Annotated in this window: 8 protein-coding genes; 2 read left to right on the top strand and 6 right to left on the bottom strand. The window is 70.4% G+C overall.

What is annotated here, in order from left to right; genetic code table 11:
- Nucleotides 1-73: 73 nt before the first annotated feature.
- From AC099J_RS06465 to AC099J_RS06490, 6 genes are read right to left on the bottom strand one after another with little or no spacing between them, the layout of a single operon-like run.
- Nucleotides 74-1,642, bottom strand: coding sequence for a GGDEF domain-containing protein (locus AC099J_RS06465; protein ID WP_479614395.1), 1,569 nt, complete (start codon nucleotides 1,640-1,642; stop codon nucleotides 74-76).
- On the bottom strand, nucleotides 1,639-15,618 hold the full coding sequence (locus AC099J_RS06470) for a cadherin domain-containing protein (RefSeq protein ID WP_479614396.1): 13,980 nt from the start codon (nucleotides 15,616-15,618) through the stop codon (nucleotides 1,639-1,641). Before AC099J_RS06470 ends, AC099J_RS06465 begins: the two co-directional genes overlap by 4 nt.
- A 16-nt stretch (nucleotides 15,619-15,634) precedes the next feature.
- Entirely contained in the window at nucleotides 15,635-16,549 is a 915-nt protein-coding gene (locus tag AC099J_RS06475) for an efflux RND transporter periplasmic adaptor subunit (RefSeq protein ID WP_479614397.1), read from the bottom strand.
- Between the two features lie 31 nt (nucleotides 16,550-16,580).
- A complete protein-coding gene (locus tag AC099J_RS06480) occupies nucleotides 16,581-18,584 on the bottom strand; it encodes a preprotein translocase subunit SecA (protein WP_479614398.1) in 2,004 nt (667 codons plus the stop codon).
- Nucleotides 18,581-20,776, bottom strand: a complete 2,196-nt coding sequence (locus AC099J_RS06485; RefSeq protein WP_479614399.1) for an efflux RND transporter periplasmic adaptor subunit — start codon at nucleotides 20,774-20,776, stop codon at nucleotides 18,581-18,583. The genes AC099J_RS06480 and AC099J_RS06485 overlap by 4 nt, the downstream gene beginning before the upstream one ends.
- 2 nt (nucleotides 20,777-20,778) lie before the next feature.
- Nucleotides 20,779-22,158 carry an efflux RND transporter periplasmic adaptor subunit gene (locus tag AC099J_RS06490; RefSeq protein WP_479614400.1) on the bottom strand — a complete coding sequence of 460 codons (1,380 nt, stop codon included), beginning with the start codon at nucleotides 22,156-22,158 and terminating at the stop codon, nucleotides 20,779-20,781.
- Between the two features lie 305 nt (nucleotides 22,159-22,463).
- Here AC099J_RS06490 and AC099J_RS06495 point away from each other — a divergent pair, with 305 nt between their 5' ends.
- Entirely contained in the window at nucleotides 22,464-24,062 is a 1,599-nt protein-coding gene (locus AC099J_RS06495) for a methyl-accepting chemotaxis protein (protein WP_479614401.1), read from the top strand.
- Between the two features lie 302 nt (nucleotides 24,063-24,364).
- Nucleotides 24,365-24,640, top strand: a complete 276-nt coding sequence (locus AC099J_RS06500; protein WP_479614402.1) for a hypothetical protein — start codon at nucleotides 24,365-24,367, stop codon at nucleotides 24,638-24,640.
- The last annotated feature ends 80 nt before the right edge of the window (nucleotides 24,641-24,720 follow it).

The raw sequence follows: 24,720 nt of genomic DNA on the forward strand, positions 1-24,720 counted from the left end.
GCCCCTTTGCGGGCCCCTGCGCGCAGCCCGGGCAGGCCCGATGCCGGCCTGTTCTGGCGTCCGTCAGGCCCGCTCAGCCCACTGCCACCGTCGCTGTGAGGTCGGCCCGCCAGACGGTGACGCGGTTGCGGCCGTTCTTCTTCGCGTGGTAGAGCGCCTGGTCGGCCAGGTCGATCAGCGCGTCCACATCGGCCACGTGCGGTCCGATCTCCGAGACGCCGAAGCTCATCGTCACACGCACGCCGGGGTGGTCGCGCAGGGCCGCGCCCAGGTTCGCCTCGATGTCGGCACGGATGCGTTGCGCCACCTCCAGCGTGTAGCCCGCGCTGCGGCCCGGCAGCACCAGGCAGAACTCCTCGCCGCCGTAGCGGCCCGCGAAATCATCGCCCGCCAGACCGCGCTGCAGGGCTTGGGCGGCGCCGTGGATCACCTGGTCGCCGCCGCCGTGGCCGTACTTGTCGTTCACCGACTTGAAGTGGTCGATGTCGCACATGATGCAGGCCAGCGGCGTGCCGTGCGCGCGGGCTTCGGCAAAGCGCTGTTGCGCCTGCTGCATCAACGAGCGGCGGTTGAAGATGCCGGTCAGCGCGTCACGCGTGGCCAGGATCGTCAGCTCCTCGTTCTTGCGTTCGATCTCCTGCTGCGAGGCGCTCAACTCCTGCAAGGTCACGCGCAGCCGCTCGGTGCGGTGGTGCAGCTCGGTCACGTCGGAAAACGTCGCCAGGCACCCGCGCACGCGCCGCCCGTCGACGATGGGCGCGCAGTTCATCACCAGTTCGCGCCGCCCGTCGATGGCCTCGATGCTCAGCGCAATGCCAAGCTGCGCCTGCTGCGTGTCCTGCGCCCGGCGCCATGGCGGCACCTTCGCGTCGTCCATCGGCAGCGCCTGCGTCAGCCACTCCAGGCGCTTCACATCGGTGCCCGTCAGCGATTCGGGCAGGTGGCCGCGCAGCGCGCAGAAGGCGTGGTTGGCCAGCATGATGCGGCCGTGCTCGTCCAGCACCAGCACGGACTCGGTCAGCGTGTCGAAGGCGTCACGCACGCGCTCGGGCACGGCGGCGTTCGGGTCCAGATGGCGCAACATGCGGCGCAGGTACAGGCTGAACCCCAGCCAGCCCAGCAGGCCCACCAGCACCAGCCAGCGCAGCGCCGGCTCCTGCAGCCAGCCCACCAGCGTGCGCGGCCAGATGGTGTCGAACACCAGCTGCACCTGGCCCCAGGGCTGGCCGTCGGCCAGCAGCGGCACGCGCATGTTCTCCAGCGTCGAGGCGTCCTGCGGCCCCAGCCGCCACAGCCGCGCGTGATCGCCCACGCTGGCGACCGGTCGGCCTCGTTCATCGAGCACCGCGATGGCGTGCAACGACGGATCGAGCCGGCGCGCCTCGCCCAGCGCCCGCTGCACGGCCAGGCCGTCGTCGGCACCGGAGCGCAGCGCGTCGGCCACCCGCCCGCCCAGCACGGAGGCCACCTGCGCGCGGTGCTGGCGGGCCGCGCGCTCCCGGTCCGGGGGGAAGCCCGTCAACAGCTCGGCCACCATCATCAGCAGCACCATCAGCGACACCAGCCCCATGGCGATGCGCGTGGCCGGGCTGAACAGGCTGCGCCGTGAATGGCGCCACAGGGCGCGCCAGAGATCCTTCATCGCTTGTCTTTCGCGTCGTCGCGCGCCATGCGTTCTTCGTCATGGTCGTGCAGGTCGTGCAGCTCTGCGGGCTGGCTGTCCGGCACCAGCGAATCCAGCGCGTCATCTTGCGGGGACGCTGGCAACTGCGGCTCCCGCGATGTGCGCCGCGCCGCGCGGCGCAGGACCGGCAACGGGTCGAAGTTCTGCCAGGCCGGCGTGGACGCCAGCAGGCTGGCCAGCAGCACGCCGGTGCGGCTGGCCCAGACCACCACGCCGAACGTGACGGCTGCCGTGCCCACGGCCGTGGCGTCGATGCGGATGCCGGCCAGCTCGGCCCTGGCATCCGGCGGTGCCGCCACCGGCAGCGCGGTGATCCGCGCGCTGCGCTCGCCCACGGTGAGGCCGGCATCGGCGCGCGCCGTGAAGTTCGACTCCAGCGTCAGCAGCGATGTGATGTCCAGCGCCATCGGCTCGCCTGCCGGGCGCTCGCCCTGCCATGACACGCGGTCCGGCGCCCACATGCCGCCCCGTGGCGCGCCTGCATCGGCCCGCAGATGAGCAGACACATCGGGCGCTGGCCCGCCCGCCCGCAGCGCGCCGGGCGCGGTGCCCAGCACGTCGGCGCCCGCCTGCGCGCCGTCTTCGGCACTGCCGTCGCCAGTGCCTGCGTCCGCACCGTCGTCGCCGGGCGCTGCGTCCGTGGTGCCAGCACCGGCTTGACCGGCCGCTGGCAGGGCGGCAGCGGTCGGCAGCGTCGGCGTGACCGCCACCGGCACCGTGGGCAGATCCGGGGCGGGCACCACCACCATCAGCCGCTTGGTGCGCGAGGCGCTGCCGTTGTCGGCCTGCACCACCACCTCGTAAGCGTTGTCGCGGTCGGCATCGGCCGGCGCGTCGTACTGCGGCGGCACCATGAACGACAGCGCGCCGGTCTGCGCGTCGATGGTGAAGCGGCCGGCATCGGCGCCGCCGACGACGGCATAGACCAGCGGCAGGTTGGCCGGGTCGATGGCCTGCACCGTGGCCACCTGCTGATGGGCCGAAGCGCCGGGCACGGTGGCATCGTCATTGCCTCCCACGAAGTCCGGCGGCATCGTCTGCGCCGCGTGCAGCACCCGCACGTTGAGCGCGATGCGGTCCGACTGCTGGCCATCGCTCACCGCCACCACCACCTGGTAGACGTTGTCGCCATCGGCGTCGCCGGCCGGCTGGCCCTGCGGCGCCACGGTGAACTGCAGCAGCCCGCTGGCCGCATCGAGCGTGAAGCGCGCGGCGTCGGCCCCGCCGTCCACGCTGTAGACCGGCGCCTGCGCCGGCAGGTCGGCATCGGCGGCCGACACCGTGCCCACGGCCGCCTGTCCGCTGTTCACCTGCAGCGCGGCGCTGTCGCCGCCGCCGAATGCGGTGATCACCGGCGCGTGGTCGTTCACCGGCTGCAGCGCCACGGTGAAGAAGGCGCTGCTGGTGCTGCCGTCCTGGCTGGTGGCCAGCACCTCGACGCGGTGGCTGGTGGCGCCCTCGTAGTCCAGCCGCGCGCTGTCGGCCACGGTGACCACGCCACTGGCCGCGTCGATCGCGAAGCGCCCGCCCGCGTCGTCGCGCAGCGTGTAGGTGACGCCGCTCTGGGTGCCGTCCTGGTCCTGGTCCTGGTCCTGGGCAAAGGCGGTGATGCCCACCGCAGTGCCGCTTGCGGCGTGTTCGGCCACGCTGTCGGGCCCAGCATCGGCATCGGTGATGGGGCCCACGTCGAACTCGTTCACACCGCCGACCTGCACCGTGAAGCTGAGCGCCGTGGTGGATCCGTCCGTGCTCTCGGCCTGTACGCGCACCGTGTGGCTGCTCGCGGCCTCATGGTCCAGGCGGCTGCCGTCGGCCACCGTCACCAGGCCGGTGACGGCATCGATCGCAAAGCGGCCACCGGCGTCGTCCAGCAGGCGGTATTGCACGCTGGCGCTGGCGTCCAGGTCGGTGGCCAAGGCCACCAGCCCCACGGTGCTGCCGTTGGCGGCGTTCTCGGGCACCGTGTTGTCCGCCGGGTCGTTGTCGCGCACCGGGCCGATCGCGGCTTCGTTGACATCGCGCAGCGCGATGCTGAAGCTGCGCGTGCTGGTCGACCCATCGCTGCTGCGCGCCTGCACGGTCAGGCCGTGCGCGGTGGCCGTCTCGTAGTCCAGCCGCGTGCCATCGGCCACCGTCACCACGCCACTGGCGGCGTCGATCGCGAAGCGGCCGGCGGCATCGTCGAGCAGGCTGTAGGTCACGGTGTTGTTCGTCACGTCCGCATCCACGGCCCACGCCGTCACGCCGACAGCGGTGCCGGTGGCGGCGTTCTCGTCCACGGCGTCGACCGCGCCGTCCAGGTCGCTGATGGGGCCGGTGTCGAACTCGTCCACATCGCCCACCGCCACCGCGAGCGTCTGCGTGGTGGCCAGGGTGCCGTCGCTGGCCTGCACGGTCACCTGGTAGACGTTGTCGGCATTGCTGTCCTGCGGGTTCTCGGCATCGCGCGCGCTGGTGAACGCCAGCACACCGGTGCCAGGGTCGATCGTGAACCACGCGGCGTCCGCGCCGCCCGCGATGCTGTAGGTGACGGCCGGCCCGTCCACATCCACGGCCGTGACGGTGGTCACCAAGCTGGTGTTTTCCAGCACGGTGGCCGTGCCGCTCGCGCCGCCGCCATTGCTCGTGATCTGCGGTGCGTTGTCGTTCACGTCCGCCACCGTGACGGCGATCGTCTGTGTTTCGGTCAAGCTGCCGTCGGTCGCCTGCACCGTCACCTCGTAGACGTTGTCGGCGCCGCCGTCCTGCGGATTGTCGAAATCCGGTAAGGCGACGAAGCGCAGCGCGCCCGTGCCACTGTCGATCTGGAACAGCGCGGCATCGGCGCCGCCGCCGATGCTGTACGTGAGGATCGGGCTGTCGGCATCGGTGGCCATCACGGTGGTCACGGCGGCGCTGTTCTCCACCACGTTGACCGCGGCCGTGGCACCCCCGCCGTTGCTGGTGATGATCGGCGCGTTGTCGTTCAGGTTCGTCACCGTCACGGCCAGGGCCTGCGTGTCCGCGAACGTTCCGTCGCTCACCTGCACTTGCACGTCGTAGACGTTGTCAGCACCCGCGTCCTGCGGGTTCTCGAAGTCCGGCGCGGCGACGAAACGCAGCGCGCCGGTGCTGGCGTCGATCTGGAACAGCGCCGCATCCGCGCCGCCGACGATGCTGTAGGCAAGCGGCGAGCCGTCGGCGTCGAGGGCGGTCACCGTGGTCACGGCCACGCCGTTCTCGGCCCGGCCCACCGATGCCGACGCGGCCCCCCCGTCACTCGTGATCACCGGCGCGCTGTCGTTGAGGTTGCGCACGGTGACGACCAGCGCCTGCGTGTCGGCCAGCAGACCGTCACTGGCATGCACCGTCACGTCGTAGACGTTGTCGGCGCCTGCATCCTGCGGGTTTTCGTGGTCCGGCGCGCTGGCGAACTGCAAGGCACCCGTCGCGCCGTCGATCTGGAACCACGCCGCGTCGGCGCCACCGACAATGCTGTAGGTGAGCGACGGGCCGTCCACGTCGGTTGCCGCCACGGTCGTGACCGCAGTGCTGTTCTCGTCGATGGAGATATTGGCCACGGTGCCGCCACCGTTGCTGGTGATCACCGGCGTGTTGTCGTTCACGTCCGTCAGCGTCACGGCGATGGCCTGCGTATCGGCAAAGCTGCCATCGCTGACTTGCACCACCACGTCGTAGACATTGTCCAGGCCGACGTCCTGCGGGTTTTCGAAATCCTGTGTGACCGCGAAGCGCAAGACGCCCGTGCTGGCGTTGAGCGTGAACAGCGCTGCATCCGCTCCGCCGACGATGCTGTAGGCAAGCGCAGAACCGTCGGCATCCGTCGCCGTCACGGATGTCACGACCGAGGCATTCTCGGCCACGTTGTCCGAAGCCGAGGCCCCCCCGCCGTCGCTGGTGATCACCGGCGCGTTGTCGTTCAGGTTGGTCACCGTGACGGCGATGGCCTGGGTGTCGGTGGCGCCGCCGTCGCTCACCTGCACCGTCACGTCATAGACGTTGTTGGCACCGGCGTCTGTCGGGCTCTCGAAGTCCGGCGCGCTCACAAACGTCAGCACGCCGGTGCTGGCATCGATCTGGAACAGCGCCGCATCCGCGCCGCCCGCGATGCTGTAGGCGGGCGCGGGCCCGTCCACATCGCTGGACGTCACCGTCGTGACGGCGGCACCGTTCTCGGCCATGGAGATGGCCGCCGTGGCGCCGGCGCCGTTGCTGGTGATCACCGGTGCGTTGTCGTTCACGTCCGTCACCGTCACGGCCAGGTCCTGCGTGTCCGCCAGGCTGCCATCGCTCACCCGGACCTGCACGTCGTAGACGTTGTTGCCACCCGCGTCCTGCGGGTCCTCGAAGTCCGGCGCCACCTGGAAGCTCAGCACGCCGGTGGTGGCGTGCACCTGGAACAGCGCCGCATCGGCACCGCCCACGATGCTGTAGCTGAGCGCAGAGCCGTCCGCGTCGGTCGCCGTCACGGTGGTCACCGCCGTGCCGTTCTCTGCCGTGCTGACCGAGGCGGTGGCCGCGCCGCCGTTGCTGGTGATCACCGGCGCGTTGTCGTTCAGGTTGGTCACCGTGACGGCGATGGCCTGGGTGTCGGCGAGCAGGCCGTCGCTCACCTGCACCGTCACGTCGTAGACGTTGTTGGCGCCCGCGTCCTGCGGGTTTTCGAAGTCCGGCGCGCTGACAAACGTCAGCACACCGGTGCTGGCGTCGATCTGGAACAGCGCCGCATCGGCGCCGCCCGTGATGCTGTAGACCGGCGTGGGGCCATCCACATCGGTGGACGTGACTGTCGTCACCGCGGTTGCGTTCTCGGCCATGGACACGCCGGCCGTCGCACCGCCGCCGTTGCTGGTGATCACCGGCGCGTTGTCGTTCACGTCCGTCACCGTCACGGCGATGTTCTGCGTGTCCGCCAGCAGGCCGTCGCTGGCCCGCACCTGCACGTCGTAGACGTTGTTGGCGCCCACGTCCTGCGGGCTCTCGTGGTTGGGCGCGGCCAGGAAGGTGAGCACGCCGGTGTTGGCGTCAACCTGGAACAGCGCTGCGTCCGCGCCACCGCTGATCGAATACGTCAGGGTCGGGCCGTCGGCATCGCTGACCGCCACGTTGGTCACGGCCGTGGTGTTCTCGGCCACGTTGATCGACGCCGTGGCGCCGCCACCGTTGCTGGTGATCGTAGGCGCGACGTCGTTCACGTCCGTCACGGTCACGGCCAGGTTCTGTGCGTCCGTCGCGCTGCCGTCGCTGACCTGCACCTGCACGTCGTAGACGTTGTTGGCGCCGACGTCCTGCGGGCTCTCGAAGTTCGGCGCGGCCACGAAGCGCAGGGCACCGGTGCTGCCGTCGATCTGGAACAGCGCGGCGTCGGCACCACCGCTGATCGAATACGTCAGCGCAGAACCATCGGCGTCAATGGCCGCCACGGTTGTCACGGCCGTGCCGTTCTCGGCCACATTGACCGAGGCCGATGCACCGCCGCCGTTGCTGGTGATCTGCGGCGCGTTGTCGTTCAGGTTGGTCACCGTGACGGCGATGGCCTGGGTGTCGGCGAGCAGGCCGTCGCTCACCTGCACGGTCACGTCATAGACGTTGTTGGCGCCGGCGTCCTGTGGGCCCTCGAAGTCGGGCGCGCTGGCAAACGTCAGCGCGCCGGTGCTGGAATCGATCTGGAACCGCGCCGCATCGGCGCCGCCCGTGATGCTGTACGTCAGTGACGGCCCGTCCACGTCGGTTGCCACCACGGTGGTGACAGCCGTTCCGTTCTCGGCGATGGAGACGCCCGCCGTGGCACCACCGCCGTTGCTGGTGATCACCGGCGCGTTGTCGTTCACGTCCGTCACCGTCACGGCGATGTTCTGCGTGTCCATCGCAATGCCGTCGCTGGCCCGCACCTGCACGTCGTAGACGTTGTTGGCGCCGGCGTCCAGCGGGTTCTCGAAATTTGGCGCGGCCACGAAGCGCAGGGCGCCGGTGCTGCTGTCGATCTGGAACAGCGCAGCGTCAACACCGCCGCTGATGGAATACGTGAGCGAAGAACCATCGGCATCGGTGGCAGCCACGGTGGTCACGGCCGTGCCGTTCTCGGCCACGTTGACGGAGGCCGTGGCACCGCCGCCGTTGCTGGTGATCACCGGCGCGCTGTCGTTCAGGTTGGTCACGGTGACGGCGATGGCCTGGGTGTCGGCGAGCAGGCCGTCGCTGGCCTGCACGGTCACGCCGTAGACATTGTTGGCGCCGGCGTCCTGGGGGTTCTCGAAGTCCGGCGCGCTGACGAACGTCAGCACGCCGGTGCCGGAATCGATCTGGAACCGCGCGGCATCGGCGCCGCCGGTGATGCTGTAGGTCAACGACGGCCCGTCCGCATCCAGGGCCACCACGGTGGTGACAGCCGTTGCGTTCTCGGCGATCGACACGCCCGCCGTGGCACCGCCGCCGTTGCTGGTGATCACCGGCGCGTTGTCGTTCGCGTCCGTCACCGTCACGGCGATGTTCTGCGTATCGGCCAGCACGCCGTCGCTCACCCGCACCGTCACGTTGTAGACGTTGTTGGCGCCGGCATCCACCGGGCTCTCGAAGTCCGGCGCTGCAATAAAGGTCAGCGCGCCGGTGCCGGCGTCGATCTGGAACCGTGCGGCATCGGCCCCCGCGCTGATCGAATAGGTCAGCGACGACCCATCGGCGTCAACGGCCGCCACGGTGGTCACGGCCGTGGTGTTCTCGGCCACGTTGATGGAAGCCGAAGCACCGCCGCCATTGCTGGTGATCACCGGCGCGTTGTCGTTCAGGTTGGTCACGGTGACGGCGATGGCCTGGGTGTCGGCGAGCAGGCCGTCGCTGGCCTGCACGGTCACGTCGTAGACATTGTTGGCGCCGGCGTCTGTCGGGCTCTCGAAGTCCGGCGCGCTGACGAACGTCAGCACGCCGGTGCTGGAATCGATCTGGAACCGCGCGGCATCGGCGCCGCCGATGATGCTGTAGGTCAACGACGGCCCGTCCACGTCGCTGGCCACCACGGTGGTGACAGCCGTTGCGTTCTCGGCGATCGACACGCCCGCCGTGGCACCGCCGCCGTTGCTGGTGATCACCGGTGCGTTGTCGTTCACGTCCGTCACCGTCACGCCCAGCGTCTGGGTGTCGGTGAAGGTGCCATCGCTGACGTACACGGTCACGTTGTAGACGTTGTTGGCGCCCGCATCTGCCGGGGCTTCGAAGTTCGGCGCGCTCACGAAGCGCAGGGCGCCGGTGCTGCTGTCGATCTGAAACAGCGCCGCGTCGGCACCGCCGCTGATCGAATAGGTCAGGGCCGAGCCATCCGCGTCAACGGCCGCAACCGTGGTCACGGCGGTGCTGTTCTCCGCCACGTTGATGGAAGCCGAAGCACCGCCCCCATTGCTGGTGATGATGGGCGAGCTGTCATTGGCATTGGTCACCGTCACGGTGATGGCCTGGGTGTCGGCCAGGCTGCCGTCGCTGGCCTGCACCGTCACGTTGTAGATGTTGTCGGCGCCAACGTCTGTCGGATTCTCGAAATCCCGTGCGCTCACGAAGCTCAATGCCCCGGTGCTGCCGTCGATCTGGAACAGCGCCGCATCGGCGCCACCCACGATGCTGTAGAGGGTCGCCGGGCCGTCTGCATCGGTCGCGGTGACGGTGGTGACCGCCGCCGTGGTCTCCGACAGGGAGATGCCCGCCGTGGCGCCGCCGCCGTTGCTGGTGATCACCGGCGTCACGTCGTTCACGTTCGTCACCGTCACGGCAATGGCCTGCGTGTCGGTCAGGCTGCCATCGCTCACCCGCACCGTCACGTCGTAGACGTTGTTGCCGCCTGCGTCCTGCGGGTTCTCGAAGTCTGGCGCGACCACGAAGCTCAGGGCGCCGGTGCTGGCGTTGATCTGAAAGCGCGCGGCGTCGGCGCCGCCGCTGATGCTGTAGGTCAGCGACGGCCCGTCGACATCGCTCGCCGTCACCGTGGTGACCGCAGCACCGTTCTCTGCGTGCGAGATGCTTGCCGTCGCACCGCCGCCGTTGCTGGTGAGCACCGGCGCGTCGTTGACGGCGGTCACCGTGATGGCCACGTTGTCCGCATCGCTGCCGCCCGTACCGTCGCTGGTGGACAGGGCCAGGGTGTCGCTGCCGTTGTAGTGGGCCGCGCCGGTGTACTGCAGCGTGGCCAGCGCCGCGTTGACCTGGGCCACCGTGCCGGCGAGCGTCAGCGTGGCGCTGCCATTGCTGCCGGCGCTGATGCTGGCACCACCGGCCAGGCTGACCTGCAGCGTGCCATTGGAGACGGCCAGTACGGTGCTGAGGGCCGAGGCAAAGGGTGCGGACACCGAGATGCCGGCGATGGCCGTGCCCACGTCTTCCACGATGCTCTGCGCGCCCGGCACGGTGTGCACCACCGGGCCGGTGGCCACCTGGTTGGCGGAGAACTCCGAGGTGTCGGTGAAGGTCGCGTAAGCCGCGTCGCTCTTCGTGGCCGTGGCCGAGATGGCGTAGCCCAGGGGAACGCTGACCGACAGCGTGGTCGAGAAGCTGGCGTTGCCCGAGCCATCGGTCGCGACGTTGACGAAGCCCAGGTAGACCTGCCCCTCGCCGTGTCCGCTGCCATCGGCTGTGGGCGATGCGAAGAACTCCAGCCGGTAGTAGCTGCTGGCCGTGCTGTTGAGTGTGCCGGCCACCAGCAGTTGGGTGCTGGTGTTGGTGCGGGCCTGGCTCAGCACCGGAAAGTTCTGCAGGTTGTTGGCGCCGGTGTCCGCGTCGCCCGCATCGTTGGCCGTGACGCCGTTGGCGCCCAGGTCGATGCCCAGGCCGGTGTTGGCGAACACCAGGTTGCCCAGAAACGACATGCTGGTGCTGGACACCGCCACGATGCCCCTGGCGTTGTAGGCCACGGTGTTGCCCTGGCCGGCCGTGGTGCCGCCCACCACCGTGCCGCCGGCCCCGGCGCCATTGCCCAGGTTGATGCCGTCGCCGGAGTTGCCCAGCGCGGTGCTGCCGTCCGCCGCGACGCCGATGAGATTGCCGCGGATGATGGTGCCCGTGCTGGTGCCGATGGTGTTGCCGATGTACAGGCCGTGGGCGTTGTTGCCGGACACCACGTTGTCCAGGATCTGGTTGTTCAGCGAAGATTCCCACAGGTCGACGCCGTCGCTGGTGTTGCCCAGGTCGAGCTGGCCGGTGACGTCGGTGCCGATGTAGTTGTTCCGGATCAGATTGTTGTTGGCGCTGCCCGAGGTGTGGCCCACCTGGATGCCATCGGAGTTGCCGGAGATCACGTTGCGGTGGGCGCTGGTGGCGCCGCCCACAGTGTTGCCCGAGGCCCCGCCGATGAGCTGGACGCCGTCTTCCGTGTTGCCGAGCACAGCCGTGCCTGCGGCGGTCAGGCCGATGAAGTTGCCCGCGATCACATTGCCGGTGGCGCCAGCGCCATCCACCACGATGCCGATGGAGCCGTTGCCCGCCACCACGTTGCGGTCGGCGGCGGTGGTCCCGCCGATGGTGTTGTTGGCGCCCCCGACGTACACGCCCCGCGCGCCATTGCCTTCGCCGGCACCCGCGTCGGTGCCGGAGGTGTTGAGGCGGCCGATGTAGTTGCCCACGATGCTGTTGCCATCCGAACCGGCGTCGATTCGGATGCCATCGGTGCCGAAGTCGCGGATGACGAAACCGCGCACCGTGCTGCCGTCGGCCGTGCTGGTCAGCGTCAGGCCGTTCCCAGCCAGGTTGTTGCCGTCCAGCACGATCGCTGGGCGGCTGCCGTTGGCCGCGAAGCTGTCGTCGGTGGTGGCGTCCAGGATGACTGCGCCGGTGATCGAGGGCAACGCGCTGAGGGGGGTGATCGTGTGCACGCCCGTGCCGGAGATGCCAAAGGTGATGCGGTCGGCCCCGCCCGTGCCGTTCGCCGTGTTGTTGGCCGCCGTGATGGCCTCGCGCAGCGAGATGAAGCCGTCGGCCCCCTTGTTGGCCAGCAGCGTGGACAGGCTGGTGGTGTCGCCGTCGTTGGTATCGGCGGCGGTGTCCACCACGATGCTGCCCTGCACAGACGAGATCGCCTGCACGTTGCGCGCGAACTCCGAGGTGTCGGTGAAAGCGTCGAACGTCACAGTGCTCTTGGTGGCCGTGGCCGTGATGACATAGCCCACCGGCACCGCGGCCGCGAGCGTGGCCGAGAAGCTGGCAGTGCCGCTGGCGGTCGTCACATTGGTGAAGCCCAGGTAGACCTGCCCCTCGCCGTAGCCGTTGGCGTCGCCGGTGGGCGAGGCAAAGAACTCCACGCGGTAGTAGTTGGTGCCGCTGTTGCTCGTGAGCGTGCCACCTACGACGACCTGGCCCGCGCCGTCGGTCTTGGCCAACGTGAGCACGGGGAAGTTCTGCAGGTTGTTGGCGCCGGTGTCGTTGTCGTTCGCATCGTTGGCCGTGACGCTGAAGTCGGCGCCCAGGTCGATGCCCAGCCCGACGCTGGAATACACCACGTTGCGCAACAGCGGATTACCGCTGCCGCCGGTGTTCGAGATCCGGATGCCACTGGTGAAGCTGTTGCCCTGGCCGCTGAAGGCCACGATGTTGTCCGCAACCTGATTGGACGAAGGGGTGCCGCCGCCAAACGTGTTTTCGATCAAGATGCCGTTCTGCTGCGTGCCCCAGTTGGCGGTGCCGGCCAGGTCGGTGCCGATGCGATTGCCCTGGATGGTGGTGCCGGTGGTCGGCCCGTCGATTTCCACGCCGATCAGACCAGCGCCGCCGATCCAGTTGCCATCGTTGACGCCTGCGCCACCGACCACCGTGTTGTCGGCGCCCGCGCTGATGTAGACGCCGTTGGCGCCGGTACCCAGCCGTGTCGTGCCGTCGGCGCCGACGCCGATCCAGTTGCCCTTGATCGTGTTGCCGTCGCTGGCGTCGCCGTCGATCTGGACCCCGTCGCCACCGTTGCCGGCGATGACGTTGCGCTGGTTGGTGTTGCTGCCGCCCACCGTATTGCCGGTGGCACCTGAGGCGACGCGGATGCCGTCGAAGGTGTTGGCGATGGCCGTGGTGCCGGCCAGGTCGGTGCCGATGTAGTTGCCGACCACCTGGTTGCCGCTGGCGGAGACACCGCTGATGACAATGCCGTTGGCGTTGCCCGCAATGATGTTGCGGTCGGCTGCGCTGGTGCCCCCGATGGTGTTGTTGGCACTCAGCACGAACATGCCCGCGGCGCCGTTGCCCACGCCGCCGCTGCTGCCAGTGGCGGCCAGGCTGCCGATGAAGTTGCCGGCGATGGTGTTGCCTTCCGAGCCCGCGTCGATCTGAATGCCTTCCTGGTCGAAATTGCGGATCACCAGGCCACGGATGGTGGAGCCGCCCGAGCCGCTGGCCAGCAGCAGGCCCTCGGCGTTCAGGCTGTTGCCGTCCAGCACAATCGCCGGCCGGCTGCCGTTGACCGCAAAGCTGTCGTCGGTGCTGGCGTCGATCACCACAGCGCCGGTGATGCTCGGCAGCGCCGAGCCCAGCGTGATGGTGTGCACGCCGGTGCCGGAGATGGCAAAGGTGATGCTGTCGGGCTGTGCGCCGGTGCCCGTGTTGTTGGCTGCAATCAAGGCCTCGCGCAGCGAGACCAGACCGTCGGTACCCCGGTTCGCAGCCAGCCAGCTCAGTGTGTGGCTGGCGTTGCCGGCCGTGATGCCGGCATCGTTGTTGTCGGCCGCCGTGGTGACAGCGACCGTGTTCACGCTGGCGACCACTGCTGCAGAAAACTCCGAGGTGTCCGAGAACGTGCTGAACCCCACGTTCGACTGCGTGGCTGTCGCGGTGACCAGATGGCCCGCCACGACGGTGGCCGACAGCGTGACGGAAAAGCTCGCCGTGTTGCCGCTGGTGGTGACGTTCGTGGAACCCAGGAACACGCGTCCGTCGCTGCTGCCGCTGGGCGAGGAAAAGAACTCGATCCGCAGCGGCGTGCCGGCCGTGCTGTTGAGCGTGCCGGTGACGATGGTCTGCGCGCCGCTGATCGTCGCGGCTAAGAGCACCGGAAAGTTCTGCAGGTTGTTGGCGCCGGTGTCCGCGTCGCCGGCGTCGTTGGCCGTGACGCCGCTGGTGCCCAGGTCGATCCCCAGGCCGCTGGTGCCGGCCAGCGTGCCGTAAATGCTGTTGCCCAGGATGGCGTTGCCGGTGCCGCTGGTCACCGCGATACCGTCGTAGGTCGAGGCGGCCTGGTTGCTGTTGGCAATGATGTTGCCCTGGCCGCCGCCGGTGCCGCCGATCACGTTGTTGCTGCTTGCGATCTGGATGCCATTGCGCTGCATCCCCCAGTTGGCCGTGCCCGCCGCGTCGGTGCCGATGCGGTTGCCCTGCACGGTGACGCCACCGGCCGACGCATCCAGGCGGATGCCGTGCAGCGTAGCGCCCGCGATCACGTTGTTGGTGATCACCGTGTTGGCACCCACCAGCAACGCCAGGATACCGGTGTCGGGCGTGCCGGCCCGGGCGGTGCCGGCCGCGTTGGTGCCGATCAGGTTGTTGTGCACCACCGTGCCTGCGCCGATGGTGCTGATGTACACGCCGTCATTGGAGGTGGCCCCGCCGGCCGCGATCACGTTGCCTTCAACGCGGGTGCTGGCGGCGCCGGACGCGATCGTGACCCCTTGTTGCTGGCCCGCGAAGGCCGTTGCGCCGTCTGCGCCGATGCCGATGTAGTTGCCCAGGATCTGGTTGCCCGAGGCGGTGGCGCCCGTGACCAGCACGCCGTACACGTTGGAGCTGCCCTGGGTGCCCATCACATTGCGGTCCGCAGCCGTGCTGCCGCCCACGATGTTGTTGGCACCCTCGACGAAGAGGGTGTAGGAAGCATCGGCCTGCACCACGTGGGTGCCGGCCGCGCTGACCGAACCCAGGTAGTTGCCCACGATGGTGTTGCCGTCGGAGCCTGCGCCGATGTGGATGGCAGCGCTGCTGAGGTTCTGGATCACCAGGCCGCGGATGGTGGAGCCGTCGGCCGTCGAGGTGAGCGTCAGTCCAGCGACATTCAGGCCGTTGCCGTCGATCACGATGGCCGGCCGGCCACCGTTGGCTGTCACGCTGGCCGCATCGGTCGTGCCATCGATGACCACCGTGCCGGTGATGTCGGGCAGCGCGCTGGCCAGCGTGATGGTGTGCACGCCGCTGCCGGCGATGTTGAAGCTGATGTTGTCCGTGCCGCCATTGGCGTTGGCATCGGTGATGGCCTGGCGCAGCGAGCCAGCGCCGCTGTCGGCCGTGGTGGTCACCGTGTATGTGGCCAGCACGCCCTGCCATTGCGCCTGCGTCTGCAGCCCGAAGGCCAGCTGGGCCTCGATGGCGCCGGTCTGCATCTCCAGCGTCCAGTTGCCGCCCAGCGCGGTGGCGCCGGTGCGGTCGGTGGAGGCGGCGACGTCGGCGCCGGTCAGCTGCGACAGGCCGGCCACCAGTGCGCGCCCGGCGTCGGTGGAGGCGACGTCGCAGCCGTACAGCAGGATGTCGGCCTCGGCGCTGAGCTGCCCGCCCCAGCCGGCGATCTCGTGCGCGCGCATGAGCAGGGCGTCGCCATCCAATGCATCACGGCCCAGCTGCAGCTGGCCGGCGCCGCCGTGGCTGACGATGTGCAGCGCGGCCACGTCTTGCCGGCCGGACAGCGCGGTGGTGATGGCGTTGACGCCGTCCTCGTCGGCCGCGACACGGATCAACTCGATGTGGCGTCCTTCGCCCAGCTGCGCCGCCACGCCGGCGAGCAGCGTCGTCACGTCTTCGACGCGCGCGTCGACGAACACCAGCTCCACCGCGGCCTGGGTGGGGGCGGGGGGCGTTGCGAGCGCCTGCTCTGTGACTGGCGCGTCCAGGCGCGGCAGCGCAGCGGCCAGCGCCGCGCCCGGCGTGTCGGCCGAGTAGAGGATGCGCGGCTCGAAGTCTTCGAGCAGGGGGCGCTGGCGGCGGGCGTGCGGCATGCGGGCGGGGCGATGGTCAGGGGCGTGCGGCCGCTCCCGGTGGCGTCGCGTTGGCCGGGGTGGCGGCGCGCTGGCCCAGGTCGACCCGGCAGCGCAGGCCGGCCGGCAACGCGTGGTCGGGGTTGGGCAGCTCCAGGCGCAGGCGGAAGGTGTTGCTGGCCGGGTCCAGCACGCGGTCGATCTGCGTGATGCGGGCCGTGCGCGGCCGCGCCCCGGGCAGCTCGGGCTGCACAGTCACCTGGCGGCCCAGCTGCAGCGTGCCGAACAGCGCAGTGGGCGCGACCACTTCCACGCGCAGCTGCGAGATGGCGGCGATCCGCAGCAGCGGCTTTTCTTCGTAGCGTTCACCGACGTTGGCGTAGCGCTCGACGACCACGCCGTCGAATGGTGCGCGCAGCACGCGCTGGGACATTTGGGCGTCGGAGACGGCGACCTCGCGCGAGGCGGTGCGCAGCGCGTCGCGCACCTGGCCCACGCGCTCGTGCGCCACCTTCAGCTCGGCGTGGGCCTGCTCCACAGCCTGGGTGGAAACGAAGTTCTGCTCCTTCAGCGTACGGGCACGCTCCAGGCGCAGCTGGGCCAGGTCGCGTGCGGCGATGGCGGCGCGCAGCTCGGCCTGGCTCTGGGCGCGCGAGCGCACGGCATCGGTGCTGGCGCGCTCCACGTCGGAGCGCAGCCGGGCCAGCACCTGGCCCTTGCGCACGCTGTCGCCGCGCTCGACCTCGACCGACTCGACCACGCCGATCACGGCGCTGCCGATCTCGGCGACGCGGGCCGGCTGGATCAGGCAGGCCAGCGCCTGTGTCGGGGTGGGTGGCGATGCTGGTTGTGCGGCCGCGCCCAGCGGGGCCAGTGCGAGTGCGCACAGCGCCAGGTGCAGTGCGGCTGGCGGCCGTGCGGGCGGCGGGTGGTGGGTGGTGTGCAGGATCATCGGTGGGGATCGGAGTTCGTGTGTCATGGGCTCAGAGCGGGCCGGTGAAGCACAGGCCGGCGTCCAGCGCCAGGTCGTGCTGGAACAGCCGGCGGCGCTGGCGCGCCTGGCGCCGTTCGCCGCCGAGCTGGGCCAGCCGCAGGGCCAGCAAGGCGAGCCAGGGCGCCAGGGCGATGCGGCCGGTGGCGTCTGCGCCGCGGGGCCACCAGCGCGCCCCCTGGCGCAGCGCGGACAGGCGCGGCGCGGTGGCGGGCGCGTCGGTGTCCAGCGCGATCCAGCATTCGTGGCTGCCCGGCTCGCCGTGGCGGGCTGCGCGGCCGGCGAGCTGGCGGTCCAGCCGCCGCGAGCCGTTGCGCTGGCAGCTCAGCACGTGCAGGCCACCGGCGGCCAGCGCGGCTGCGTCGAGCTCGATGTCGGTGCCCCGGCCGGCCATGTTGGTGGCCACCGTGACCTGGCCACGCCGGCCGGCGCGCGCCACGATGGCGGCCTCCTCGGCGTCCAGCCGCGCGTGCAGCACCTGGTGGTCGATGCCGGCCTGCTGCAGTGCTTGCGCCATCGCCTGCGTGGCGGCGACCGAGTCGCAGCCGATCAGCACCGGCCGGCCGGTGGCCGACAGTGCGCCGGCCCGCGCGACCACGGCGCTGCGGCGCGCCGCATCGTCGGTGTAGCAGCGCGTCGGCCAGGCGGTGCCGCGGTAGGGCAGGCGCAGCGGCACGTGTTGCAGCGTGCAGCCGTACAGGGCGCGCAGCTCGGCGCGGCCCTCGCGCAACGTGCCGCTCATGCCGCACACATGGTGGTAGCGGCGAAAAAAGCGCTGGAAGGTGATCTGCACCAGCGTCTCGACCTGCGCCGGCATGGGACAGCCTTCCTTCAGCGCCACCAGCGCGTGCAGGCCGCGCGACCAGCGCCGGCCCTCGGCGATGCGGCCGGTGACGCGGTCGACGATGGCGATTTCCTCACCGCGTGCGGGGTCGGTGGCGGGCACGCACACGTAGTCGCGGTCGCGCTGCAGCAGGTGGCGCGCGGTCAGGGCGGTCTGCACGGTCTCGTCGCGGTGGCGCCCGTTGAGCCACAGCGGGCCCAGTCCCTGTGCCAGCGCGGCCAGGCGGGCGCGGCCGCTCTCGCGCAGGGCGATGCGCTCGGGCACGTCGAGAAGGTCGAAGTCGGTGCCAGCCGACAGCCGCGCCGACAGCGCCCACGCCTGCCACAGAAAGGCGCGGCTGGCGGCGTCGCGCACTTCGCGCGACAGCACCAGCGGCATCTGCGCTTCGTCGATCAGCACGCTGTCGGCCTCGTCGATCACGGCCATGCACAGGCCGCGCAACACGGGCTGGGGTCCGGCGGCGTGGCCCAGCGCGGCGGCGCGGCGCTGCAGCGCGCCACGGCCGGCACCCTGCAACAGCCGGTCACGCAGGTAGTCGAACGCAACTTCGCGTGCGCTGACATAGACCACGGCGCAGCGGTAGGCGGCGCGGCGCTGGTCGGCTGGCAGGCTGGCGAGGACGCAGTCTGACGTGAGGCCCAGCAGCGTGTACAGCGGTGCGAAGGCGCGGGCGTCGCGCTGCACCAGGTAGTCGTTGGCGGTGAGCACGTGCACCGGCACGCCGGCCAGCGCGCCAACACTGGCGGCGATGGCGGCCGAGAGCGACTTGCCCTCGCCCGTGGCCATCTCTACCATGCGGCGCGACAGCAGGCTGAGTGCGGCCATCAGTTGGGTGCTGTAGGCCTGGCGCCCGGTGGCGCGGCGGGCCGCCTCGGCGGCGTAGGCGACAGCCTGGTCCAGTGCTGGGTCGCGCAGGCCGTGCTGCAGCAGCGCGGCCTGCACGCCATCGCGCAGGGCCGCGAAATCGGCGGGTGGCAGCGCCTGCCACGCGGCAGCCTGGCGGTGCACGCTGTCGGCGCGGCGCCGCAGCGCACCGGGCAGCTGCGGCCAGGCGGGCAGAAAGGCGCGGCGCCAGCGTGCCCCGGCGGGCTCGGCCCGTTCGGGGTAGTCGCCCCAGCGCAGGCCGGGGGTGGGCAGGGCGGCGCTGTTCATCCTGCCGGCTCGAAATGGCCCAGCACCAGCTGGCGCAGGCTGCGCAGGGCCTGGGTGGCGATCGGTGCATGGCCGTGCGCGAAGCGCACCAGCGCGCGTGCGCCGTAGCGCTCGCCGGTGGCGGCGGCCAGCTCCACGTCCATGACGACCACCGGCTGGCGTGGCGTCAGGCCTTGCGCGTCGGCCGGGTCGGTGGCGATGGCGCCGCCGGCCAGATCGCCCAGCGCGGCGCTGGGCAGGCGTGCCAGCGTGCCGGGCACCTGCTGCGTGATGCGCGCGGCGTGCACTGTGGCCAGATCGTCGGCCAGCCGCACGCGCACTTCACCCTGGCGCGTGCGCACCAGCTCGGCCTGCTGCTGCGGTAACGCCACGCGCACCACCTGCGGCGCGCTGGTCAGCAGATGGCCCAGCGGCTCGCCGCGCTGGCGGAACTGGCCCAGCAAGTCCTGCGCGTGCGGCAGCACCAGTGTGCCGTCAGCCTGCGCGCGCACCTCGCGCAGGCGCAGCCGCTCGTCCACACGGTCCAGCTCGGCCTGGCTGTAGGCCAGCTTCTCGCGCAGGTCGGGCGCCTCCTGCGGCGCCTGGACGATGGCGTGGAACAGGCGCACGTCGGCCTCGGCGATGTCACTGGCCAGGCTGGCGCGGCGCGCCACCAGGGGCAGGTCCTGCAGCTCGGCGATCAGTGCGCCGGCCTGCACCCGCTGGCCGTCCTGGGCGTGCAGCCGGGCGATGAACCCATCGGTGCCGGCGCGGATCTGGGCCTGCTCGGGCAACCACACCACGCCCTGGGCCACGCTGTTGAAAGGCACCGGCAGCCAGCCCAGCAGGGCCACCAGCGCCACGGCCACGAGGGCCATGCGCGCCATGGCCCAGCCGCGCCGCGTGTCGTGCAGCGTGCCCAGCTGCAGGGCCTTCAACGCGGTCCACAGCGGCACCACCAGCGTGGCGCCCAGCAGCAGCGCGCCGACGAAGACACCGAGCAGTGCCGAATAGGAGCCGATCCACAGGCCGATGACCACCGACAGCACCAGCCGGTAAACCCACGACAGGGGAGCGTAGGCCAGCAGCCAGCCGCGCTCGCCCGGCAGCGGCTCCACCGGGTTGGGGTTCACTACCCCCAACAGCACGCGGCCCAGGCCCTCGCGCCACCAGCGGCCGCTGCGGGTGGCCAGGTTGCGCAGGTCCATCAGGTCGCACAGCACGAAATATCCGTCGTAGCGCAGCAGCGGGTTGCCGTTGGTCAGCAGCGTGGAAACGCTGCCCGTCAGCACGACGATGAAAGCGATGTCGCGCACCAGCCCGGGCTGCACCAGCAGCCAGACCGCCAGCGCCAATGCGGCCATGGCCAGCTCGGCCATGATGCCGGCGGCGCTGACCACCGCGCGCTGGTGCCGGTCGCGCAGCGCATCGGCGGCCGATGCGTCGACGAAGGGCACCGGGCTCAGCATGATCAGCGTGATGCCGGTCTGGCGCACCTGGCCGCCATAGCGCTGCAGGGCCAGGCCGTGTGCCAGTTCGTGCACCGCCTTGATCAGGGGGTAGCAGAGCCAGGCCATCAGCAGGTAGCCGGGCGCGCCCAGCATGCGCTGGGCGTTCAGCACCAGTGCATCCCAGTGCATGGCCGCCGCCAGCGCGGCGGCGGCGGTGGCCAGCAGCCACAGCGCAAAGCCCGAGCGTGAGAACAGCAGCGGCCCCAGGCGGCGCAACGCATGCAGCAGCGCGGCCGGGTTGCCGAGGGCGACGCGAAACGCCAGCGGGTTGACGCCGCCGGCGCGGCGCTGGCGGCGGCGCTTGTCCTGCGCATGGAAGAGGGCCTCGACGTCGGGCGTCACGTCGAACTGCATCAGGGCGCGGCGGTGCATGCCGACCAGCAGCTCGATCACTTCGGGCTGCGACAGGGCGTCGTGCGGCCGGGCGGCCACCATGGCGTCCCAGATCTGCTGCACCGTGGCGTTGCCGTCGCAGCGGCCGACAAAGGCATAAGCGGCGGCGTTCAGCCGCACCACGCTGTCACTCTGGGTGTCGCGCAGCACGTGGAAGGGTGCGCCGCGCTGGATCTGCAGCTTGTGTTCCACATGCCCGCGCAGCTGCGGCCGCAACCCCTGCACGCGGTGCCAGCTGGCGCTGAACAGCGTGGCGTCGGCCTGTGGCGACGCCTTGCGGGCGGCGAAGGGGCGCGGGGCGGATGCCATGGTCACGGTGTCCACGACCACGCGGTCAGGCGTGCCCACTCGGCCACGCGGTGCAGCCAGACCCAGGCCAGCGCTGCGCGGCCGACGTCGATCTTGGCCACGCCCTCCAGCCCGGGCCGGATGCGGGCCACGTCGGCGCGCACGTCGGTCTCGACCTCGAACACGTTGCGCCCTTCGACTGCGCGGGCCACCGGCGTGATGCGGGTGACCTGCAAGGCCAGGGTGTCCCAGGGCAGCGCGGCCAGTGCCAGGCTGCCGCTCTGGCCGACGCGCAGGCGGCCGATGTCGCGTTCGTCGACCTGCACCATCACACGGTAGCGGTCCAGCGGCGCCAGCAGCATCAGCTGCTTGCCGCGCGCAAGCGGCGCGCCCAGCGACTGCGTGAGGTCGCCGTCCACGACGATGCCGGCAAACGGGGCGGCGATGCGGGTGCGCGCCAGCTCGGCCTCGACCAGCGCCAGCTGCGCGCGCGCCTCGTCCGCACGCGCCAGCGCGATCACCATGGCGGCGCGGTCGGCGCGGGCGATGGCGCTGGCGTAGGCGTTCTCCTGCTGGCCCAGCTCGCTGGTCCAGCGGCGGCCCTGCAACGTCAGGTCCTGGTCGGCCATCTCGACCAGCACCTGGCCGGCCTGCACCCGATCGCCGGGGCGCGCGTGCACGGCTTTCAGAAATCCGTCCAGCGGCGCGACCAGGCTGCGCTGCTGCTCGCCTTCAATGCGCGCCCGGCCACCGACCCGGTGGTCCACCGGCATGGCCAGCAGCGCGGCCAGTGCGAGCGCGCCGAGCGCGAGGCCCGCCACCAGGGCTGCCCGGTGGCCCTCGCGCACGCGACGCAGCCCCTGGCGCGTGCTGTCGGCCACGCGCAGGTGCAGCGGCGTCTCCTTGTGGTGCATCAGCAGCAGCACCGGGCCGGCCAGGCTGACGATGTTCTCGATCTCGGCCACCAGCACGGCCAGGTCCAGCGGGGTGGTGGTCCATTCGCAGGTGATGGCACCGCAGGCCTGGCCCAGGTGCACGATGGGAATGCTGGCTGCCGCGCCACCGCGGTCGCTCAGCAGCGCGCGGTGGGCCAGGCGGATGGCCGGTGCGCCCTCGGCCGGCCAGCACACGCTGATGCCCTGCTGCACGGCTTCGTCCATCGCCGCTGTCACGGCCCCGTAGGCGTGCTGCTGCAGGCGCTGGCCGTCACTGTCGCCATGCGACACGGCGGCCATCCGCACCAGGCCGTTGCGCAAGAAGCCGACGCTGACCCGGGCACAGCCGCGGCCGTTCGCCAGCTCCGTGGCAAAAGCGGTGGCGGCCTCGCGCACCTTGGCGTGCGACAGCACTGTCGCCTGCAACGACAGTGCCAGCACCTGTCGGTCCGCGATCCACGCATTCATGTACGACCTGGGCCTCCAGTCAAAGACATGGGCACCGTCCCAAGCACCGCCGCCGCCGCTGCACGGTGCAGCGATGACCCTGGCGATGGATCGGGCCACCGGCAAGGGGCCTTCAGAGGGCTATGTGCGATGCATGTGGGGCACACGATTGGAGCGAGTTAGATGGGAAGTTACCTGTCATTGTTGTACGAATGTCGTCAGATTCTCCTGTTGTCCGACAGTATCTGAGAGGGGTTTGTGCTAATCCGGCTGGACATTGGTGTATTTCTTGATGATCATGCCCGCAGGTTGCCTCTGGAGTGGTCATGGCTGCGTTGCGTAACTTGAAGCTGTCCGGTCGCCTTTCGGTGCTCATCGGCATCTTCGCGCTGGGATTCATGGTCTCGGCGGGCTGGGCTTTCAAGACGCTCGGTGCCTTGAAGGTCAACGGCCCGGCGTACCAGCAGATCGTGCAGGGCAAGGACCTGGTGGCCGATGTTCTGCCGCCGCCTGCTTACATCATCGAGTCCTATCTGGTGGCGCTGCAGCTGGCCAGCAGCGAGGCCGGCGCCCGGCGTGACGGGCTGATCGCCCGGCTGCGCACGCTCAAGGGCGAGTTCGATACCCGCCATGCGTTCTGGGCAAAGGAGGGTCTGGACGCCGAGACCGGACCGCTGCTGTTGGAGAAATCCCACACGCCGGCGCTCGAGTTCTACCGCTTGGGGTTCGACCGGCTGGTGCCGGCGTTGCAGGCAGAGAGTGCTGCCGACGTGGCCAGCGCCATGCAGCAGATGAGCGCGGCCTACGAGATGCACCGGCAGGTGGTGGACCAGATCGTGGCGCTGGCGACGGCGCGCATCAGCCGCGACGAGGCCCAGGCGCGCGACACGATCCGCGACGCCAGCGTCCTGATGCTGGTGATCATGGGGATTTCCTTGGCGGCGGCCGTCGTTCTCACGGTGGCCGTGGCGCGCAGCATCATCCTGCCGCTGCGCGAGGCGGTGAAAGTGGCCCAGGTGGTGGCGTCCGGGGTGCTGACCAGCCGCATCGTTGTGCGCTACCCCGATGAGCCGGACCAGCTGATGCAGGCGCTCAAGGAGATGAACGGCAACCTGCAGCGCATCGTCGGCGAGGTGCGCGCCGGCACCGACAACATCGCCGCTGCCTCCAACCAGATCGCCCTGGGCAACGACGATCTGTCGGCGCGCACCGAGCGCCAGGCCAGTGCGCTGCAGCAGACCGCTGCGTCGATGGAGCAGCTGACCAGCACCGTGCGCCAGAACACCGACAACGCGCGCCAGGCGAACGCGCTGGCGCAGACCGCATCCGATGTGGCGGTGCGCGGCGGCCAGGTGGTGGCCGAGGTGGTGCAGACGATGGGATCGATCAACGCCGCATCGCGCAAGATCGTCGAGATCATCAGCGTGATCGACGGCATCGCGTTCCAGACCAACATCCTGGCGCTGAACGCGGCGGTCGAGGCGGCACGCGCTGGCGAGCAAGGCCGCGGCTTTGCGGTGGTGGCGGTCGAGGTGCGGCAGCTGGCCCAGCGCTCGGCCGACGCCGCCAAGGAGATCAAGCTGCTGATCGGTGATTCGGTCGCACAGGTGGATGGCGGCAGCGCGCTGGTGGCACGTGCCGGCGAGACGATGGGCGAGATCGTCGCCAGCGTGAAGCGGGTGACCGACATCATGGGGGAGATCACCGCCGCCAGCGCCGAGCAGATCAGCGGTCTGGAACAGATCAATCAGGCCGTGGTCGAGATGGACACCACCACCCAGCAGAACGCGGCGCTGGTCGAGCAGGCCGCCGCCGCCGCAGCGTCCCTGCGCACCGAGGCGCTCAAGCAGGCCCGGCTGGTCAGCACCTTCCGGCTGGACGAGCGCGGCGCCAGCGCCGGCCCGCTTCTGCTGCAGCCCAGCTGACGCGGGCGGTTCGCTGCCTGCGCCACCGTCGCCGTAGCGATAGCTGTGGCTGTAGCTGTGGCTGTGGCTGTGGCTGTGGCTGTGGCTGTGGCTGTGGCGACCGGCCCGGGCTTTCACCTGCCCCTCCGCGGGAACGTCTCCTACAAACCGGATACATCGCGTCACGGATCATCGTGTCTCGATGCATCCTGACAAGGTGCTTTCTGGGAAGCGGATGCATCGTTTTGGGGCTGTCTTCGTGGCAGCCCCTTTTCTGATCCAAACGATGCCGCCCGTCGCGGTCTGGCAAGGAGAACTGGGGCATGCGCGCACACGAACCAGCGTTGATCGACGCGGATTCGAGAGATTTCAAGGGCTCGCTGTTGGCAGCGTTCGCAGTGTTGATCTTTGCCCCGGCGCTGGCGCAGCTGGGCGGCTGGCTGGTTCCGCAATGGCCGACCGGGCTGCTGCTCGGGGCTTCGGGCGCAGCGATGCTGTTGGCGGCGGCCTGGCTGGCGTGGCACTTGGGCCGGGCGGCCTACCGTACGGCCGCGCAGGCTGCCCTCACCGACGCGCCCGATACGCAGATGCCCGCCTGATTGAAAGGCGGCCGGCACCCTCGCGAGTCGCCTACTCGATCTTCATGCCGGTGCACTGGGGCCGGCGCTGCCATCTGGAA

Source organism: Rhodoferax sp. RT4P68 (assembly GCF_056521305.1).